18 protein-coding genes are annotated in these 20,007 nt (G+C 36.0%); 4 read left to right on the top strand and 14 right to left on the bottom strand.

Annotated features, from left to right (window positions below; genetic code table 11):
• Positions 1-5 precede the first annotated feature (5 nt).
• From HQN62_RS01475 to HQN62_RS01430, 10 genes are all read right to left on the bottom strand, one after another.
• Positions 6-3,098 (bottom strand): baseplate J/gp47 family protein, encoded by a 3,093-nt coding sequence (locus tag HQN62_RS01475; protein ID WP_173503049.1) that lies wholly within the window; start codon positions 3,096-3,098, stop codon positions 6-8.
• A 39-nt stretch (positions 3,099-3,137) separates the two neighbouring features.
• Positions 3,138-3,548, bottom strand: a complete 411-nt coding sequence (locus HQN62_RS01470) for a GPW/gp25 family protein (protein WP_173503048.1) — start codon at positions 3,546-3,548, stop codon at positions 3,138-3,140.
• 4 nt (positions 3,549-3,552) lie between these two features.
• On the bottom strand, positions 3,553-3,843 hold the full coding sequence (locus tag HQN62_RS01465; protein ID WP_173503047.1) for a PAAR domain-containing protein: 291 nt from the start codon (positions 3,841-3,843) through the stop codon (positions 3,553-3,555).
• A 1-nt stretch (position 3,844) separates the two neighbouring features.
• The gene (locus HQN62_RS01460) at positions 3,845-5,512 is read right to left on the bottom strand and encodes a phage baseplate assembly protein V (protein WP_173503046.1); all 1,668 of its coding nucleotides are present in this window, start codon (positions 5,510-5,512) and stop codon (positions 3,845-3,847) included.
• A 6-nt stretch (positions 5,513-5,518) separates the two neighbouring features.
• Positions 5,519-6,289: a CIS tube protein gene (locus HQN62_RS01455; protein WP_116796739.1), complete on the bottom strand. Its 771-nt coding sequence runs from the start codon at positions 6,287-6,289 to the stop codon at positions 5,519-5,521.
• Positions 6,286-6,459, bottom strand: coding sequence for a DUF5908 family protein (locus HQN62_RS01450; protein ID WP_173503045.1), 174 nt, complete (start codon positions 6,457-6,459; stop codon positions 6,286-6,288). Before HQN62_RS01450 ends, HQN62_RS01455 begins: the two co-directional genes overlap by 4 nt.
• A 19-nt stretch (positions 6,460-6,478) precedes the next feature.
• Positions 6,479-6,937 (bottom strand): phage tail protein, encoded by a 459-nt coding sequence (locus HQN62_RS01445; RefSeq protein WP_116796740.1) that lies wholly within the window; start codon positions 6,935-6,937, stop codon positions 6,479-6,481.
• A 4-nt stretch (positions 6,938-6,941) separates the two neighbouring features.
• Entirely contained in the window at positions 6,942-7,382 is a 441-nt protein-coding gene (locus tag HQN62_RS01440; protein ID WP_111408249.1) for a phage tail protein, read from the bottom strand.
• Positions 7,383-7,447: 65 nt separating this feature from the next.
• Positions 7,448-9,403, bottom strand: coding sequence for a phage tail sheath C-terminal domain-containing protein (locus tag HQN62_RS01435; protein WP_173503044.1), 1,956 nt, complete (start codon positions 9,401-9,403; stop codon positions 7,448-7,450).
• 46 nt (positions 9,404-9,449) lie between these two features.
• Positions 9,450-10,124, bottom strand: coding sequence for a Pvc16 family protein (locus HQN62_RS01430; protein ID WP_173503043.1), 675 nt, complete (start codon positions 10,122-10,124; stop codon positions 9,450-9,452).
• Positions 10,125-10,381: 257 nt separating this feature from the next.
• Here HQN62_RS01430 and ileS point away from each other — a divergent pair, with 257 nt between their 5' ends.
• The 3 genes from ileS (at position 10,382) to HQN62_RS01415 (ending at position 14,922) form a co-directional block, all read left to right on the top strand.
• Complete coding sequence (gene ileS / locus HQN62_RS01425) at positions 10,382-13,849, top strand: isoleucine--tRNA ligase (protein WP_173503042.1); 3,468 nt, start codon at positions 10,382-10,384, stop codon at positions 13,847-13,849.
• Between the two features lie 4 nt (positions 13,850-13,853).
• Complete coding sequence (locus HQN62_RS01420) at positions 13,854-14,234, top strand: TraR/DksA family transcriptional regulator (protein WP_077372364.1); 381 nt, start codon at positions 13,854-13,856, stop codon at positions 14,232-14,234.
• A gap of 85 nt (positions 14,235-14,319) precedes the next feature.
• Complete coding sequence (locus tag HQN62_RS01415; RefSeq protein WP_116796744.1) at positions 14,320-14,922, top strand: lipoprotein signal peptidase; 603 nt, start codon at positions 14,320-14,322, stop codon at positions 14,920-14,922.
• Between the two features lie 62 nt (positions 14,923-14,984).
• On the opposite strand, the gene HQN62_RS01410 is transcribed toward HQN62_RS01415, so the two are convergent.
• From HQN62_RS01410 to HQN62_RS01395, 4 genes are all read right to left on the bottom strand, one after another.
• Positions 14,985-15,179 carry a hypothetical protein gene (locus tag HQN62_RS01410; RefSeq protein WP_116796745.1) on the bottom strand — a complete coding sequence of 65 codons (195 nt, stop codon included), beginning with the start codon at positions 15,177-15,179 and terminating at the stop codon, positions 14,985-14,987.
• A gap of 44 nt (positions 15,180-15,223) precedes the next feature.
• A complete protein-coding gene (locus HQN62_RS01405) occupies positions 15,224-15,787 on the bottom strand; it encodes a 5-formyltetrahydrofolate cyclo-ligase (RefSeq protein ID WP_173503041.1) in 564 nt (187 codons plus the stop codon).
• Complete coding sequence (locus HQN62_RS01400) at positions 15,756-17,018, bottom strand: pyridoxal-dependent decarboxylase (protein WP_173503040.1); 1,263 nt, start codon at positions 17,016-17,018, stop codon at positions 15,756-15,758. The genes HQN62_RS01405 and HQN62_RS01400 overlap by 32 nt, the downstream gene beginning before the upstream one ends.
• Before the next feature lie 63 nt (positions 17,019-17,081).
• On the bottom strand, positions 17,082-18,059 hold the full coding sequence (locus HQN62_RS01395) for a succinylglutamate desuccinylase/aspartoacylase family protein (protein ID WP_116796748.1): 978 nt from the start codon (positions 18,057-18,059) through the stop codon (positions 17,082-17,084).
• A gap of 150 nt (positions 18,060-18,209) precedes the next feature.
• Here HQN62_RS01395 and uvrC point away from each other — a divergent pair, with 150 nt between their 5' ends.
• Positions 18,210-20,003: an excinuclease ABC subunit UvrC gene (uvrC, locus tag HQN62_RS01390; protein WP_173503039.1), complete on the top strand. Its 1,794-nt coding sequence runs from the start codon at positions 18,210-18,212 to the stop codon at positions 20,001-20,003.
• Positions 20,004-20,007 lie beyond the last annotated feature (4 nt).

Raw genomic sequence — 20,007 nt, 5'->3', positions numbered from 1 at the left:
ATTGATCAATTATTTATTTCTTCTATAAAATGAGACTCGTTGGGTACAAACAAAGTGAAATCGGTCATCGGAATAATTTCTTTTACTTTATAAAATATGTTTTTTACGCTGTCGTTGGTGTCATTGAGAATGATTTGATTGACTTCAAAATCAGTTATATAATCCACAAAAATCTGGTTGTCTATTAATTGAATCAGTGCTGAGGTTTCTATGGCATTGGCAAAAACCACTTCATTGTTTTCAAAAGCCCACGGACTTAGATAGGTGTTAATTATTTTTATTAACTCGGAGGCATATAAGCGAGTATCGGCACCCGGAATTTCATGGTATTTGACTTTAAATTTGACTTCTATTTTTTCCAGAGTGGGTGTTTTAACCGAAATCCTAGCGTGAGGTGAAGCTATTTTGGTAATATACTGCTGTATTTTTTTCATAGTTCCCAAACTCAAAAGAGGTTTCCAGGAAACAGGATTTTGATAATTATTGGATTTTGCGATTGGAATCAAAGTGATATAGCCCGCCGAAACATTGGATATCGTGGTAGCATTATAACGGTAATGATTTAGACATTTTACCCGATGCACTTCTGGAAATTCATCGAGGATCAATCGTTCATAATCCCATGAAGTGATGGCTCTTTTTTTGTGTCTTAACCTTTCGCTAGAGCGTTGGTAAAGCAATACGTCGTCTTCTTTTTTCTTGCCCGAAAAAGATGCATACGGTTGAGTGACTTTTTTTATAAAATCAATAGGTTCATGAAATTTTGAGATGGTTTCTTTGGGTGTATTTTCGGTGAAAACATTTCCGTTTTGCTCAAAATCAGTTAGCACTGCTTTCAATGCTTGAGTGTGAACACCAATAAAATGGCAAATGGCATCGGTTCGATCTGCTGATATTTTTATCCAAAAAAGAGATTTCTCCAGTATGGTAGTTTGACTGGTGTCAAATTCAGGAATGGTTAATTGCACCAATCCGGATTGTGTAAGTCCATTGGTTTCGTCACCCATTTCATGTGGATCAATTGGTGTCCATGTATTTTGATTCAAATAAGACCATTTGACTGTAGCTGGTTCTTGTCTTGGGTTGGCGGTTCCTTCTGCAAGCTGAATTAAAAGTGACAATCCGTTTCCTGGAATTACTTTTTCAAATCCTAAATAAAGCTCACCACCAACTGGACCATCATGAGGAAATTTGGAATCATACAGTTCATCTTTTTTGTATCCAAAAGGCAAAATGTGATACACTTCGATTGGGTTATTTGATGCGCCATTGACATAGGTATCCGAAACAGAATATTGCAAACTAATTTCATTAATAGTAGGAGCTACAGGCAGAGTAACGCTGTCTGCTTTACTTTGAGTAATAAAAGTTTCAAGAAATTTTTCCCCTGCAAAATCGGTGTCGTTTAGTATAATTTTCGCATAACCTGAAACGCTGGAAGCGTTTGGCAATGTGTTTTTTTCCTGATATTCCGGGATTGGATTTGTATTTTCAATTTGATAATTAAAAGTTTGAGTATTGCTCCACAATCCATCTATTAGTTTTTCTGTTTGCAAATCAAGGCCACTGCTGAAATAAGGATTGATATTGAGAGACAGATTGGCATTTTTTTTGACAAAAAATTCGTTACAGCCAATGACAAAACCATTGCCATTTTTTGGAAAATCGCCAAAAGGCTTGAACGTTTTGCTGGTATCAACCAATCCGGTGTCGGTGCCTAAAACAAAATTTTTTAAACCTGAAACATAAATGTAGATATCTAGCTGAGTGATGTCGATTTGCTTGGCTCCATTTAGAGATACGATTTTGAGAACGGGATAATCGGTTTTTATATTTACACCGCCGTGGATTCCGGGATCATGAGCAATTATTTTTTTTTCGGATGCTAAGATCTCTAGATAGATATAATTACCATAGTAATAAGTAGCATTAATTTCGATTACTTTTTTTTCGCCAGTGATAAAAAATTTATAGTGCGATAAATCTAAAGTTTCATCGTTTATTTTGAGAAAAATCACTCTATAACCGCCACTCAAGAAGAATAACGGACTGGCGATAAGCAAGCCAGTTTCTACCATTGTTCCCGAATCTGAAAACACATTGAAAGATTTATTTTGAGCATTCAATTTTATAAAATCCGATTGATTCCAAAGAGAAGTTATAGTTTTATAATGGCTTAAAAAAGAATGTAATCTGCCGTCATTAATGGCTTGGTCTGCTGTTGAGGTATAGAATTTGTTTTTGCCCAATGAATTTTTGCCTGCGGGAAAAACACGACCTTTTGGGACTAGTACTGCTTTTTCAGGAGTAGGTTCAAGAACAAGATGTACATAGTCAGGTCGTGCATTTGCAGGTTGTATTTGTAAAACGTCTCGGTAATAAAAATCAAGATGTCTTTTTGTAAACTCATTGAGTTGGCTTTGTGCAATTCCTAAAAGTTTTAAAAAGGAAAGATATAATGTAAAATGAGGTTTGTGATTGGAGTAGCTTTCCAATTGATTTGAGATGTTTTCTCCAGCAACTTGTTTCCAATTGTGCATTAATCCATAAAGCTGTTGTACGTTTTTGTCAAATTGAGAATTAGAAATCAAAGCCACTGGATTGGTACTTGCCGTTATTTTGTCATTCAAATCTTTTATTTTTTGGATGAAATAAGGACTTGTTCCTTGCAAGGTTTCTTTGGCAGAAAGGGTTGAATCCAGAACATTTATTTTTCGATTAAAATCTAAGAATTGACTGTTTATGGTTTCAAAATAGGACAAAAGTATTTTTTTTTGATCCGCAACTACTGTTGAAGTTTTGACTTCAATTTTACAGATTTTGTACTGTTCTTGTAATTTTCGCACATCCCATAAATATAACTGAACGAGAATAGCAGTCGATTCCCACTGAAAAAAATTAGACCAATTGCCGTCCTCTACATTGGAGTCATTATAGAATTTTATATGGACAGCCAATTTTTGGGCAAAAGCAATAAAATCAACTTCTTTTCTTTCATCAACAAGAAAATAATCGGGTTTGAGAGCCATCAAAAATCGCTCTTCTTGGGTAGTTCCCATTCCTTGATGAATTGATATGTTTGATGAGCAATTGTCCATTTTTATATTTTTAGTATAAAGATTTTATAACTAACCACTTTATTTGATGTAAGTTCCTTCTTCCAGATAAAAAGGATATACATAATTCTGTCTCGAGTTGGTGGTTCTTACAGTGTATTCTATTTCTAATTTTATCAGTCCTTGTGATGTTTCTTCAGCGCCAAATGAAACATTGTTGAGGTCTATTCTGGGTTCATATTTTAATATCGCCATTTTCACAATTCCTTTTATTTTGGTGAGCAGCGTTACGGTTATATTTTCAAATAATAATGGGGTGAGATTACACCCAAAATCGGATCTTAAAATGCGTTCCCCGAGTTTTGTCCCCAAAAGAATCTGCAGACTTTGGTTGATGTCGGTTACTCCATCCACCGTTTCTACTGACCCGGAAATGGGATTGAATGAGGGTGGAAAACTCCAACCTGTTCCTATAAATGTTTCGTCTTTCATATTTTCAATCTCCTATTAAAACTGTTGGACATCCTAGTATTATTGTTCCTCCATGCGCTGTTGAATCTCCCATTCTTGCGGCTGCTTTTCCGCCAATAGTAACGGTTGCGGAGCCTTTTGAGATGGAATCGGGCGGACCCGTACAGACACAATTGTCTCCGACCACGGCTGCTGGCATTCCACCTATTAGTACAGTAGTATTGCCACCTGGCAAAATAGGTCCGCCCACATGAGGAACTGTCCCAGTTACGGATGGACAAACGTGCATATCCGATGCTCTTGCTGCTGCTGGCATATTAATTTATTTTTATGATACTCCCTTTTAATTCCATATTTCCGGATGCATTGACAGTGCAACCTGTTCCGTCAATTTTTACATCTCCAGATGCTTTTACTATAAAGTCTTTGCTGCTTTCTATCGTAACTCCATCTTTGTTCATCGTTATTTTATTTTTGTTTTCGTCTTCTAGGACAAATCCTTTTTCATCATCACTTATAAGGAGTTTATTTCCTTTTTTGGTACTTAATTCAATTGACTTTTTTTCGTCGTCGAGTACTATTTTGGTTCCTTCTTTGGTAATAAAACCTTTTATGTAATTTTCTTTTTTGATGGGGTTGGGCATTGGTTTTGCACTGCTGTACAAACTTCCCAAAATAATAGGAGTGTCTGGATTATTTCCCAAGCAACCCAATATAACTTCATCATCTACACTCGGTATAAAGTAGCTTCCCATTTCTTTTGAGGCATTGAGAGTGGCAAGTCTGGCCCAAACGCCTTCTCCTTTTTCGGACAGTGTAGGGATACGAACTTTAATTCGGAATTCTTTGTTGGGATCTTCCTCAATTTGAACAACAACGCCTATTTGTAAACCACTAATAGCATTTGTTTGTCCCATTTGTGCTTGTGGACTTGCCGTTTGTTTGCTAGCATTTTCTGCAAATGAAGGTTCTCCCTCAAATCCTAAAGTGTATTCGGTTTTCCAATTTCCATTCTCGATAGTGTGTTCTATGGCGCTAATGATGATGGCTTTATCATCTATTTTTTCGTTTACCTTGTTGCATTTTATAAAATCACCCGTATGCGCTTCCAGATTTCCAAAAGTTTGCACTTTTCCATTAATGGTTTGCAGTTCGCTTTTTTTAAGAATCGCTTTGAGCATTCGTTTAACAGTCGCTTCACTAAATCTGTTTTCGTTGAGTTTTATTAATTTTTCAAAAGGGTTTATGGCTTCTTGTGTTTCTTCAGTTTTGACTATTTTTTGCGTTGCTGGATCCCAATGCTCAATGATTGCTTTTTTTAATTTTTTGGTCTCATCTGATTTTCCCGTGAAAGAGAAAACATTAATACCATTTTCGGCTAAATATTTTTCTGTGGGAGGCGTTTTTAATAAATCAACACCATTAAATTCACCATTTTTTATGGAAACAAAAACCCCAACCGAATCCAAATATCCCAAAACAAAATCCCAAGGCAGTGTTGCCGAGTTGTGTGTTATTTTTTCTTTCCCCCAATCTTTCCCAGACAACTCATCATTGAGTTTTAGTTTTTTGGTGAATAATTTCAGTTTGTCCTCAAAAGTTTGGTTGTTGGTTTCTGGTTCTGTGCTGGGCAATGTCATATCAAAAGCAATGTCTTTGCATTCAATTTTTATATTGATAAAGTTGCCGTCCTGCACTTTTTCAGTAGCTTTTATAACCCCTTTGAACAGTGTTTTTTTTTCTTTTTTAATAGTGGCATTAAAAGTGATTTCATCATTCTCCTTCAATGCATCACTCGGAAAAGTTTCTTTTTTATCTATATCCTTATTTGAAGCAATAAAAGTGAATTTTGCCGATGGTATTTTATTCAGCTCAAAATGAACGTGGGCTTCTTTCAGCAAGGTATCCAATCCATCGTTTTTATCCTTCACCAGAATTTCCAGTTTCAAGACTTCATCTTCATCGATATAGGGTTTTATAGGCATACTCGATTATTTTATTGGTGGAAAAATCAATTTTTGACCAAAACGGATATTTCTAAAACTCAATAACGAGTTAGATTGGGCTACATCTATATAATAGTTTGGATTTTCATATATGTTTTCAGCGATGAGAGTAAGCTTATCATTCATTTCAAATTCGCGTTCATGAGTCAAATCTGGAGAACTTTTCTTTTGCTCGGCGAGCATGGTTTTGTACGAAACTGTTCCTTTGAAAGTGCATTTGGCTTTGGCGCGAATTGGTCTTCCGTCTTTTCGAAACAAATAATATTCAATTTCCATGTTTTTCAAACGACATTGCAGACTGTAACCTCCCCACAGAAGTTGTAAATAGGCCGTGTGATGCGTTTTTCCATTGTAGCCTAATAATAGATTTTTAAAGGCTTCCAAATCTTCTTCTACCGATTTAACCTCGTCAAAAGGATTGACTATGGCGGGTTTCAATGCATCAAAAACATCACCTGCTTTATCCAGAAATGACATTTTACCTTTTCCATCTTTTATTTTCCCGGGAGGAACGACACCCGAACTGTCAAATAGAAATTCGAAAGTTACTTCTTCACCTTCTATTTTGTTAAATTTCAAATCATTGCCAGTAGCACCCATAGGCTGACCTTCAGAAAAAACAACATTGTGTTTCATGGTGTATTTCTCTGGATTGAGTTGTACAAAAATGGTTTTCTTCGGGTCTTTGTCGTACTCATTGGTCTCGAAAACCTCAATTCTCATTTTGTCTATAATGCCTAAAGCCGCTTGTATCATCGTTCGGATTTTTCTTTTATTTTTTCTAAAACTTTAGAGGTGCATTCTCGAATAAGCTCCGATTTTATAGATTCTAACTGCACTTTATCCAACGGAATTTGGGCTTGAAAAGAAGGTTTATCCTCTTCAATTTTTACTACAATGCGCAGTTCTTTAATTTCTATTGGCATAATTTTGTGCGTTAGTTTTTCAAAAACTCGGAATCGGAATTTCTTTAAAGAAATTGTATTTCAAAGCAATGGATTCAATGACAATTTTATTTTCTTCGGCATTAAAATCCCCGTAATCTATCGATAATGGAATGGCATGTGATACATACCAAGCTTTTACGGGATTTCCATTTTCATTTAATAAAGAAACCAGTAGATTGGCCGGACTGAAATTGAAATTTTCGATAGCATTTAAGCACCACATTGATACGCCTGACATATCCGAAGTAAGTCCTCTTTTGAGTACTAAATCCTGATATCCCGATCGAATGGGTAATTGATGGGTAAATCGGTTCTGTCCGCCTTCTTTTACCGATTCCATTTCTAGAGTTCCTTTTAAACCGCCCACACTTTGAAACTTGGTATCGATACTAAACTGAGGTAACAGCTCGAAAATCACCGAGAAATGAAAGCCTACTATAGGGTTTGAACTCGCCATAACATTAAGCTACGTGTTCCATCGTAAATCCGTGGTTGGCAATCTCGACTGTATCTATTGCAGCTTCGTTTGCATCAGCTTTCATGTCTGAGCATTTTAAGGAAACAATGAAACAATCTTTTACTTTCCAAACTACCACGGGAGTATGATTTTCGTTCAAGAGCGAAATTGTGATGTTACGTCTTTCGACAGTATTCATCGCGACTGTATTGTACCATTGATAAAATTCATTGTCGCCTGCAAAAACACCTCTTTTGAGTGAAATGTTGCTTAATTTTTGCAAACCGGGCATTTTTTTCTTGAAGAACTCTGGACTAGACCCCACACGGTGCTCTATAACGTCCATTTCTTTATTTAGACCGGAAACCTCGGTGAAAGCTATTTTTGTACCGCCCCATTCTACGCTAAAATGGAACTTTGGGATAGGAAAATCTGTATTAGGCATAACTTTATATTTTTAAATGTTAGTTACTAAATATTATTTTTTCGAATCATTCTCTTTATGGGAGCTTACGATTTTTGTTGCATTTGTTTGAATTCAAGAATGATAAACTCCGCGGGTCTCGATGGAGCATAACCTACTTTTACAATCAATCGCCCTTCAAGAATATCTTGAGCAGTCATTGTTTGGTTAATTCCCACAGCGACAAAAAAGGCATGCTCTGGTTTGGCTCCAGCCAATGCACCATCATTCCAAATCGAAGTCAGGTAATTTTCGATCATCCCTTTTACATTCACCCAAGTTTGAGAAACATTGGGCTCAAATACATAACGCATACAGGCTTTTTTCACAGACTCTTCAATCATGTTGGCAAGACGTCTCACATTGACATAGCGCCAATCATTACTGTTTCCATCGAGTGTGCGTGCTCCCCAAACCAAAAATCCTTTGCCTGTAAATTTGCGAATTGCGTTGATCGATTTTCCGGTTTCATGAATATTCATGGGCTCTTGGTCAAGGTCATTGATGTCTCTGGTTAGTCCAATGATTCCGTTGATGCTCACATTGGCGGGTGCTTTCCAAACGCCTCTTGTGCCGTCGGTTTGGGCATAAATACCCGCTATGGCACCACTTGGAGGAACGGTATTCATGCTTTGGGATAATTTGGAAACAATACTTCCATAAATTGGCATTTGTGCGATGAGGTTATTTTCCTGAACCAATTCGTATTTGTAAACTGCATTTACGGCAGTGTCTAATGTGTTTACCACTAAAGTGTGTAATTTGTTGAGTTCGGCTTGAATTTTTACAAAATCGGGTTCATTATGGGCTGGAACTGGACCGGCAACAGGAATTAAGTTACTCAATTTGCCATCGTATTCGTTTACTGGAGATTCTGTAATTGCAGAAATGGAACCCCAATTACCATTAAAATCGCCATCATTTATGGTTAATGCTAATGCAGTAACTAAAGTAATACCATCTGGTTTTATTAATTTCTCATACGCTTTCCTGAAATCAATTAATTTTTGAACTACTGGTTTCAAAGAAATAGATACTAAATCGGCATTGGTATAGGTTACTAATTTTGGGTTTGTAAAATCGTTTGGTTTAGCAAACACTTTGATGAGATTCCAGCTTTTTGTTAAATTAGCATTTAGTTTTGTTGCATTTACTGTAGGAGTCCAATCCAGTAATTTATTAGCTGTGATTGCGGCTGTGCTAGTTGTTTTTAGACCAGAAACATCTGTATGAAGGCTTTCAAAAGAAGTGATGTTTGTTTTAAGATCGTTATCATTCGGAAAAAATTGTTTGAAACCGCCAGATGGTGCCAATGCCGTATTGATGTCTGACAATCTAAAAGCTTGTGGGAAATTGCAATTCAGATATGGGTAATAAGCCGCTCCATATTTTAGATTATTGGTTCCAATACCATCTCTAAAATCTTCGTTGTCTTTAATTGGAGTTTTTGCTTTATCATATTTTACATCCATAATGACAAATCGATCCATTAGTTTTTGACACTGCATTAAGGCTTGTTTTTGGACTTCACCAAGATCTGTAAAGGCAAGATTCACAGCATCTGGAAACAGGAGCAAGGTAGGTTCGTCGAATTTTTCAATAGCCGCAACACCTGTAATGAATTTGGTTTTTGTACCAGCATCAAAAGCGGGTGCATCTGTATACAAACCAATGGATTGAATGTAGCATTCTCCTCCACCATTAGCATAAAAAAGTTGCAAACTATTGTAGAGTTTGAATTTACTTTCAGCGACAGTACAGTTATCGGTAGGCAAGGAATTAGCATCTAAGTCGACTGTAATTCCCGTAGGTTGAGGTGCCCCTCCATAAAGTTGTTGAAATTCTAAAAAGGAAGATACCCTAGTGACAATATTAGGGGTAGGAGCATTTTCTGTAAAGCCTACAAATGCAGGTACGGCAGTGGCTACTTGAGCAACAGAAGGCGGGAATGCGTCAATCTCATTGATGTATACCCCAGGTGTTTTAATAGAGCTAATATTCATGACTTTATATTTATTGGTTCTTAATTTGCTGGAATGCTAAGTTTTTTTATTCTAACAGGAATGAACTGGCTTCTATTTCTCCCGCTATATCACTTTTGTCATTAGTCCAAAGTTGAACTTTTGCTTTATCGATGACTGGATCTGTTGGTAGGTTATTTTCGTTTTGAACACGTATCAATCGCATGGAGTACAATACAGAGGGCATGTATTTGCTTCCTAAATAAGACCACATTTGGTTGAGTTGCTCCGACTTTAAACTGACTAAGTCGAGAATAATTTTATTCATTGATTTAGCTTGATTTTCGGAGACTTCGGTCTGTTCAAAAAAATTGGTATTATCATAATAAAACACGTTGTTGTTTTGCAGGCATTTAATAATGTATTCTAATTTATCTAACCCTTCGGCATATTTGTTTTGGTTTTTATTATAGGAGGTAAACAATAGGGACAAAATCAAGTTTTGGGTAGGCTTTTTATATTTCTCAATGGAGTTGCCATTTCCTGGATATTCTTTGTATAAAGTTTGATTTTTTAGCGTTTTATCTTCTTCAATATTTACTATGGAAAGAATCATCGAAGATTTTTCTTGTAAAAATTCATCACCATCATTCAAAGTGGCAACATTTGTTAGCTCGATACTTACTATAACTCCATTATTTGATGCAGTAATTTCAGAAGTTATTTTCTTGGAAAGTTTGTCAAGTATTTTAGCTAAATTCATTCTGTTTAAATTTATTAACTTACTGATTAAGAGCATCAAACGTACAAATATTTTAAAAATCAAATGCGCGTATAATTACCTGTTTTTAATCTCTAAACTGCTTTGCATGAATTTATTGGACTTATTTTTTTAATAATTTAAGGGCTTAAATAATGGCTTGATAAACAAAAAATAACTAAGAGTAACTTTTACTTATGCTCATTGCCTTTTTATTTTAAAATTTCTTACTTTCGCACCACGATTAAGAAAAGGATAAAATGAGTACAAAATTTACTGAATACAAAGGACTTGACTTGCCAACAGTGGCGTCAGAAGTGCTGGATTTTTGGAAGGAAAAAAACATTTTTGAGAAAAGTGTGACCACTCGAGAAGGAAATGAGCCTTTCGTGTTTTTTGAAGGACCACCTTCGGCTAATGGATTGCCTGGAATTCACCACGTAATGGCACGTGCGATTAAAGATATTTTTTGCAGATATAAAACCCAAAAAGGATTTCAAGTAAAGCGTAAAGCTGGTTGGGATACCCACGGTTTACCTGTGGAATTGGGTACAGAAAAAGAACTTGGAATCACCAAAGAAGATATTGGAAAGAAAATAACTGTAGAGGAGTATAACGAAGCGTGTAAGAAAACCGTAATGCGTTATACCGATGTATGGAATGACCTGACCGAAAAAATGGGATATTGGGTTGATATGGAAGACCCGTATGTGACTTACAAATCCAAATACATGGAATCGGTTTGGTGGTTGTTGAAACAAATCTACAATAAGGATTTGATGTACAAGGGTTACACCATTCAGCCATATTCACCAAAAGCGGGAACAGGTTTGAGCTCACATGAGGTGAACCAACCCGGAAGTTACAGAGATGTAACCGACACAACGGTTGTTGCTCAGTTCAAAGTTTTAGAAGATCAAAAAGAATTGGTTTTCAATACTTTTTATAACTATATCAGTTCTAATAATTTAAAGCATTATAAGTTTGAGAGACTGGATTTGAATGAAATCCATTTCTTAGCTTGGACGACCACACCTTGGACTTTACCAAGTAATACCGCTTTGACAGTTGGGCCTAGGATAGAATATGTTTTGGTTAAAACATTCAATCAATATACTTTCCGTCCATCCAATGTGATTTTGGCTAAAAATCTTGTTGGAAAACAATTTGGGAAAGGATTTTTTGAAAGTACCGATGCTTCTGATTTTGAAAATTTTAAAGAGGGAGACAAAAAAATACCATTTCACATACTTGCCGAATGTAAAGGTGCCGATTTAGTTGGTATTCGTTATGAACAATTATTGCCTTTTGTTTTGCCATACCAAAATCCAGAAAATGCTTTTAGAGTAATTTCAGGAGATTTTGTTACGACTGAAGACGGTACAGGAATTGTGCACACAGCCCCAACTTTTGGAGCGGATGACGCCAAAGTAGCCAAAGAAGCTACTCCCGAAGTGCCGCCAATGTTAGTATTGGATGAAAATGAAAACCCAGTTCCATTAGTGAATTTACAAGGGAAATTTATCCAAGGCTTAGGACAATATTCTGGTAAATATGTTAAGAATGAATATTATACTGCTGCAGATGGAGATGCTCCAGAACGTTCTATTGATGTAGAGATTGCCATTCAATTAAAAGAAGAAAATAAAGCATTTAAAGTAGAGAAATACGTTCACAGTTACCCACATTGCTGGAGAACTGATACGCCAATTTTATACTATCCTTTGGATTCTTGGTTTATAAAAATCACCGAGGTTAGAGACCGTATGTTTGACTTGAACGAAACCATCAACTGGAAGCCAAAAGCAACTGGTGAAGGACGTTTTGGGAATTGGTTGAAAAACGCCAACGACTGGAATTTATCTCGTTCTCGTTTTTGGGGAATTCCATTGCCTATTTGGAGATCCGAAGACGGAACCGAAGAAATACTGGTTGGATCGGTTGAGGAATTATACAACGAAATTGAAAAAGCAGTTCAGGCTGGTGTTCAAGTTGAAAATCCATTCAAAGGATTCGAGATTGGAAACATGTCTGAGGAAAATTATGATTTGATTGATTTGCATAAAAATGTGGTTGATCAAATTACGTTAGTTTCTGCTTCAGGGAAAGCGATGAAGCGTGAGGCCGATTTGATAGACGTTTGGTTTGATTCAGGAGCGATGCCTTATGCTCAATGGCATTATCCATTTGAAAACAAAGAAAAAATAGACGAAAACAAAGATTTTCCTGCGAATTTTATTGCTGAAGGTGTAGATCAAACTCGTGGTTGGTTCTATACGTTACACGCTATTGGAACTTTGGTTTTTGATAAAATTGCCTATAAAAATGTAGTCTCAAACGGATTAGTTCTAGACAAAAATGGACAAAAAATGTCCAAACGTTTGGGTAATGCAGCCGATCCTTTTGAAACTTTAAAAGAATACGGTCCAGATGCCACACGTTGGTATATGATTTCCAATGCGAATCCTTGGGATAACTTAAAATTCGATTTAGAAGGAATTGCTGAGGTGCGTCGTAAGTTCTTTGGAACGTTGTACAACACCTATTCATTCTTCAGTTTGTATGCCAATATTGACGGATTTAAATATGCTGAAGCTGAAATTCCAGTAAACGAAAGACCTGAAATAGACCAATGGATTATTTCGGAATTGAATACTTTAATTGCTGATGTAGATGGGTATTATGACGATTATGAGCCTACAAAAGCGGCTCGTGCGATATCCGAATTTGTTCAGGAAAATTTAAGTAACTGGTACGTTCGTTTATGTCGTCGTCGTTTCTGGAAAGGAGAATATGCACAAGACAAAATCGCTGCTTATCAAACGCTTTATACTTGTTTGCTAACGATCAGCAAATTAAGTGCTCCAATCGCTCCGTTCTTTATGGACTCCCTTTACAGAGACCTGACAAAAGCAACACAAACAGAAAATTTTGAGTCTGTACATTTGGCTCAATTCCCTGTTTCAGTTGAAAAGTATGTTAATAAAATGTTAGAGAGCAAAATGCAGAAAGCGCAGACCATTTCATCACTTGTCTTATCACTAAGAAAAAAGGAGATGATTAAAGTGCGCCAACCACTGCAAAAGGTAATGATTCCGGTACTTGACGAGAATCAAAGACTCGAAATCGAAGCGGTTTCAGACTTAATAAAAGCGGAAGTAAACGTGAAAGAAATCGTACTTTTGGACGATGCTTCCGGGATTTTGATTAAACAAATAAAACCAAATTTTAAAGCTCTAGGACCTCGCTTCGGAAAAGATATGGGATTGATTTCCAAAGAGATACAAAAATTGACTACAGAACAAATCTCACAATTTGACAAGGAAGGTTCGTTAACCATTGTAATTGCGGGAAATAGTGTAATTTTATCACTAGAAGATGTAGAAATATCATCACAAGATATCGAAGGATGGTTGGTTGCCAATTCAAACGGAATAACAGTTGCGTTGGATATTACAATTTCTCCCGAGCTGAAACAAGAAGGAATTGCAAGAGAATTGGTGAACAGAATTCAAAATATCCGAAAAGATACAGGATTTGAAGTGACTGATAAAATTAAAGTTCATTTGCAAAATAATGATACTTTGGAAACAGCAGTAAAGGCCAATGAGGACTATATTAAATCAGAAACTTTGACAGAAACCCTTGTTTTTGAGGAAATTATAGAGTTTGGCACGGAAATTGACTTTGATGGAATAACAACAAAAATAACAATTACAAAAAATTAGTATTATGGTAGATGAAGTTGCAAGATACTCTGACGCTGATTTAGCAGAGTTTAAGGAAATCATTCAGATTAAAATCGTAAAGGCTCAAGCCGATTTAGATTTGATTAAAAGCGCCTACATGAATGACCTTAACAATGGTACGGATGATACATCTCCAACGTTTAAAGCATTTGAAGAAGGTAGCGAAATCATGTCTAAAGAAGCAAACTCACAATTGGCGATTCGTCAAGAAAAGTTTATACGAGATTTAAAGAATGCATTATTCCGTGTAGAAAACAAAACCTACGGGGTTTGTAGAATCACAGGAAAATTAATCGGAAAAGAAAGACTAAAAATCGTTCCTCATGCCACAATGAGCATCGAGGCAAAAAACTTACAAAGATAAATGTCTTATCATTCAATAATTAACGCTCCTTTGGGAGCGTTTTTTTTGGTTAATTTATTACTTTTACGCCTTTAAAAATTTAAAAATGTCATTACTCAAAGCTTATTTTCTCATCACTCTTATATTATTGGTCGATCAAGTTTCTAAAATATATATAAAAACAAATTTTGTTTTAGGTGAAGAGGTTCATGTATTCAATTGGTTTCAGATTCATTTTATCGAAAATGAAGGAATGGCCTGGGGTACCAAAATTCCTGGAGCCTATGGAAAATTAATCTTAACTGTTTTTAGGCTTTTTGCCGTAACAGGAATTGGTTATTGGTTGTGGGATGCTGTTGAACGAAAAAAGAGTTCCAATTATCTGATTGTCGCTATTGCTTTGATATTGGCCGGTGCAGTTGGAAACATTATTGACTCTGTTTTTTACGGTGTTATTTTTGACGATAGCCACCAACAATTGGCTACAATATTTACAGACAAACCCTATGGGACTTGGCTAAACGGACAAGTTGTCGATATGTTTTATTTTCCTTTCATAAAAGATTATCCTATGCCGGAATGGATTCCTTATTTTGGTGGACGCAATTTTACTTTTTTTAATGCTATTTTCAATGTTGCCGATGTGGCCATTTCAACAGGTGTCGGAATTTTGATCGTGTTCAACAAAAAAGCATTTCATAAACATTAATTATTTTGCTTTTTTGAAAAAATAAAAGAGGCTGATCTTTATGAGATTGCCTCTTTTTCGTTTTATTTATTATGACCAGGAGCGTGATTTTTGGCACTTTTTTCTCCAGTCATTTTTTTGGCTTGCCCTGGAGGAACCTGTTTTGTTTTGGTTGAACTATGGGTTGATCCTATTCCAACACTGCAGTTTGTTAATGTAACAGCAAATAGAATAATCAGAATTTGTGTTGTAAATCTTGGGGTTTTAAAGATTTTCATAATTTAAGTATAGGTTTTAAAAACGCAAAATTACTGTTTCTAAACTAGAATTCATAAACCCCATTTGGAGTCACACAATAATCCAATAACACGTCACTCTCAAAAACATCTGAAATGAGTTCTTCAGGTTCAAAGAAGGACAGGCCAATTTTAATAGTTTCTGGTTTGCATTGTGACAGGAATTTATCATAAAATCCTTTGCCATAACCTACGCGGTTTCCTTTTTTGTCAAAAGCCAAAAGAGGAACAAAAACCACGTCAATTTTTGTTGCGGGAACTTCAAGACCATCAACGGGTTCAGGAATGTTGTATTCGTTTTTCTTTATTTTGGTATTGTCGGTCAAAAGAAAATTGGTCATTTCTCGAGTTGTAAAATCGCTTTTGGAAATCACAATTTCTTTGTCTTTTCCAGAGAGGAGGTGCAGTATAAATTCGGTATTGACTTCTTTCTGCTCTTCAATGGGTAAAAAAACATGGAAATATGTTTTATTCCAAATTGGAAGCTTCAGTATCTCATTGGCGATAGCTAGGCTTAAATTCTCAATTTCAGTAGTAGTAAGATTTTGTCTTAATACTTTATACTTCTGTCTTAATTCCTTTTTCAACATAAAGTGATTCTTTTAGATCGTGTATAAAAGTACTCAAATGATCTACTTCTACATGATCCATAATCACAATTTTATACCATGAATTATCACCATTGTGTTTTTGGGGTACCAAATCAAATTTTTTGACCAATGCTTCTTCAATGTATTGAGCTTGAATGGTAACAATATTCATAAAAGGTTCTCTAAAATAGGCTACTTTCAATTCGTCTAATCGGTCGCAAAGCCACTGCGTTCTCATTTGTAAAATACGCACTTTTTCGCACCAACCGAAAGGACCATAGGTGAATAAAATCATCCAAACTGCTACAGCATTGGAACCTGATCGGCTACCACAAAGGGTTAAATCCATTCCTTCTATATATTCAGCCTCTTTGGTCAAAACGTTTTCAATTAAACCTTTTCGGCAAAGAAAAATACCCGTGCCATAAGGGGCTTGTAGCATTTTGTGAGCATCGATGGTTATGGAGCTGATTTTTGGATTTTCAAAATTAAGCTCCGATTCCTTGTTACTTAACGGATAGATAAAACCACCATAAGCACCATCAATATGTATTTTATAAGTCAAATGATGTTTTTCTAAAACTTCAATATAATCGTTGGGATTGTCAATAGCTCCAAACATGGTAGTTCCCATATTGGAGATTACGATGAAATATTTTTTGCCTTTTTCTTTGGCCTTAATAATGATGTTTTCCAATTGGAAAGTGTCAATTTCTCGGGTATTGAAATCAACCGGAACTTTTAGCCAATCAAGCATCAGGATATTGGCCGCTTTTGGGATAGAGTAATGAGTGTCTTCTGAGGCTAAAATCGCAATTTCATACGGATTGGCACCAAGTTTATAGCTGAAATAATTGCGATACATCCAAATGGCTTGAATGTTGGCTTCGGTTCCACCTGGAGAAATGTATCCGTCATACGATTTGGGTTGTGCTTTGAAAAGATCGACTGCCAGTACATCCAAAACTTCACGTTCCATTTCTTGAGTACCTTTAAATGCTTTTTCGGAAGTACCCAGAGTATGACAGCCAATATGGTTGGGATTGGCCACATAAGTTTTCAAAGTGGGCGCATCTGTCAAAAAAGAGGCATCCTCATAATATACTTTACTGTCTAGTTTTGAGGCTGGGTATCCTAAAGAAGTGTCCAAAGTAAAATTGACATTTTCCTCTAATGCTTTCTCAATTCGGGCCTGTCTCTCTTTTTGGGATAACTTTTTCCAATATAACATAATCTCAAATTTTATTCAAAAATAAGAGTATTGGTTGGGAGAAAACATGATAATTGTTAGGTTTTACTCGCTATCTTCTTCGGCAGTATTTGAAAGGTGGTAAATCGCATCTCCTTGATATACAATGGGAGAGTGGTTGGCGTTGAGTACATATCCGTCATTTGGAGCTTTTATTTTTCGTTCAAATTTCCCAAAAGGATCTGTTATCATTCCTAATATTGTTCCTTTTTTTACAAACTGTCCAACTAAGTTATTGTCGATTAATAAACCCGAACATTTGGCACGTAACCAGCCCGATTTTTCAATGTAAATTGTTGGCTTTTTTTGAGCTGGAACGTAATGTTTAGGGTCCAACATATCCAAATGTTTTAAAAGGCGTTTGACTCCATTGATGCCTTCCTGTGCTACTTCGTGATTAATGTCTAAAGATTTTCCTCCTTCAAAAAGAAGCATTTTTACATTTATTTTTTCACTGGAACTTCTGAAAGAGCCCGCTATATTTTTTGAAAATAAGGTGAATGGTGCATTAAAAGCATCGGCCAATAGTTTTACAGCAGGGTTATTTGGCGTAAGCCTAATTTGTGGAGCATTAAATCGGCTGGCACCTCCTGCATGAAAATCAACTGCATAATCTACCAGAGGCATGATGTCGGTTATGATATGATAAGCAAATCGGCTGGCCAACGAACCTTTTTTGCTTCCTGGAAATACTCGATTTAAGTCTCTTCCATCTGGAAAATCTCGGGATCTATTTATAAATCCATAAATATTTATAATGGGAATACAAATGATAGTGCCTTTTTTGGGTTTGTTTATTTTTTTGCTGATGAGTTGCCTCACGATTTCGATACCGTTAAATTCATCTCCATGAATCCCGCCCGAAAAAAGGACAACTGGACCTTCAATTTTGGAACGTTTTACGATAATTGGAATCGTTAGTTTAGTAGTGGTATGTAATCTGGCAATTTCTAGTTGAATTGTTTTACTTTCTCCAGGCAAAACACTTTCGCCAAAAATCACTAATGGTCTTGAGTTTTTCATGTTATAAAATAAAAATCTAAATATAGAAATTATTTATTTGGTATTAAGAAAATCATATTGGTTTGCGTGATTGTTATTTGTAAATTTGAAAAAATGAAGAATTGGGACTTTTTTACCACAACGAATTAATTCTCAGAAGCTTTTAAAAAAATGACCAACCCTAATTTAGCTCTGCAAATACAAACCTTACCTGATGGTCCTGGTGTATATCAATATTACGACAAGGAAGGGAAGATTTTATATGTAGGTAAAGCCAAGAATCTTAAAAAAAGAGTCTCGTCTTATTTTAATAAAATACACGACACTGCTAAAACGAATGTTCTGGTTAAGAAAATTGTAACGATCAAGCACATCGTTGTTCCCACCGAAACAGATGCCCTTTTATTGGAAAACAATCTGATAAAAACCTTGCAACCCAGATACAATGTGCTGCTGCGGGATGACAAAAGCTATCCATGGCTGTGTATTAAGAAAGAACCATTTTCCCGAATTTTTGCCACCCGCAGAATGGTCAAAGACGGATCGGAATATTTTGGCCCTTATACCAATTTTAAGACGGTTCATACAATTTTGGATTTAATAAAAGAACTCTATCCGTTACGAACCTGCAACTACGATTTGAATCAAAATAATATCAATAGTGGCAAATTCAAAGTGTGTTTGGAGTATCACATTGGCAATTGCAAAGGACCGTGTGAAGGGTTTGAAACATTAGAACATTATCAAAAACAAGTCGATGCTATCCGCGAAATTCTAAAAGGAAATTTTAAGGAGAGCATGAAAGATTTCAAGCGTCTCATGACCAGTTTGGCACAGGATATGCATTTTGAAGAGGCACAAAAAATAAAAGAAAAGATAGAAGTGTTGGAGAATTACCAATCGCGTTCTACGATTGTAAATCCAAAGATTACGAATATAGATGTTTTCTCCATTGTTTCTGACGAAAGTGCCGCTTTTATCAATTTTCTGCAAATTTCGCACGGATCAATTATTCGTTCACATACCATGGAAATCAAGAAGAAACTTGAGGAAACGGATGAAGAACTGCTAGAATTGGCGATAATAGAATTGCGGGAGCGTTTCCAATTACTGTCCAAGGAAGTGATTGTTCCTTTTGATGTGGATTTGGAGCCAACGATAAAAATTACGGTACCACAACTGGGGGATAAAAAACAAATATTGGATTTGTCGGTTCGCAACGCTAAGTTTTACAGAATCGAACAGCTGAAACAATTACAGATAGTAGACCCAGACCGCCATACCAATAGAATCATGGCTCAAATGAAAAGTGATTTGCGATTACCGGTAGAACCTAGACATATAGAATGCTTTGATAACTCAAACATTCAAGGAACCAATCCTGTAGCTGCTTGCGTGGTATTCAAAGACGGAAAAGCGAGCAAGAAGGATTACAGGCATTTTAATGTCAAAACTGTAGTTGGCCCGGACGATTTTGCTTCGATGGAAGAAATAGTCTATCGTCGTTATAAAAGGTTACTGGACGAAAACGAACCTTTGCCCAATTTGATTATTATCGATGGAGGAAAAGGACAATTATCATCGGCATTAAAAAGTATTGATGCTTTGGGATTAAGAGGTAAAATTGCCATTATAGGAATTGCCAAAAGGCTGGAAGAATTATTTTACCCTGGTGATTCTATCCCGCTGTATTTGGATAAAAAGTCAGAAACATTGAAGGTTATTCAGCAATTGCGAAATGAAGCACACCGTTTTGGAATTACTTTCCACAGAGATAAAAGAAGTAAGGCAGCGCTGAATTCTTCTATAGAAAGTATTCCCGGAATTGGAGAAAAAACAATGCAAACGTTAATTCAACATTTTAAAAGTGTTAAAAGATTGAAATTGGCAACCGAAAAAGAAATTTCTGACGTTATAGGTATGTCAAAAGCCAAAAAAATTACCGACTTTTACAAAACAAAGTAATTTG

The organism is Flavobacterium sp. M31R6, assembly GCF_013284035.1.
In the GTDB taxonomy this organism is placed as follows: Bacteria; Bacteroidota; Bacteroidia; order Flavobacteriales; family Flavobacteriaceae; genus Flavobacterium.
Note: the sequence above shows the minus strand (reverse complement) of the source record. Positions and strands in the feature narration are given on the sequence as shown.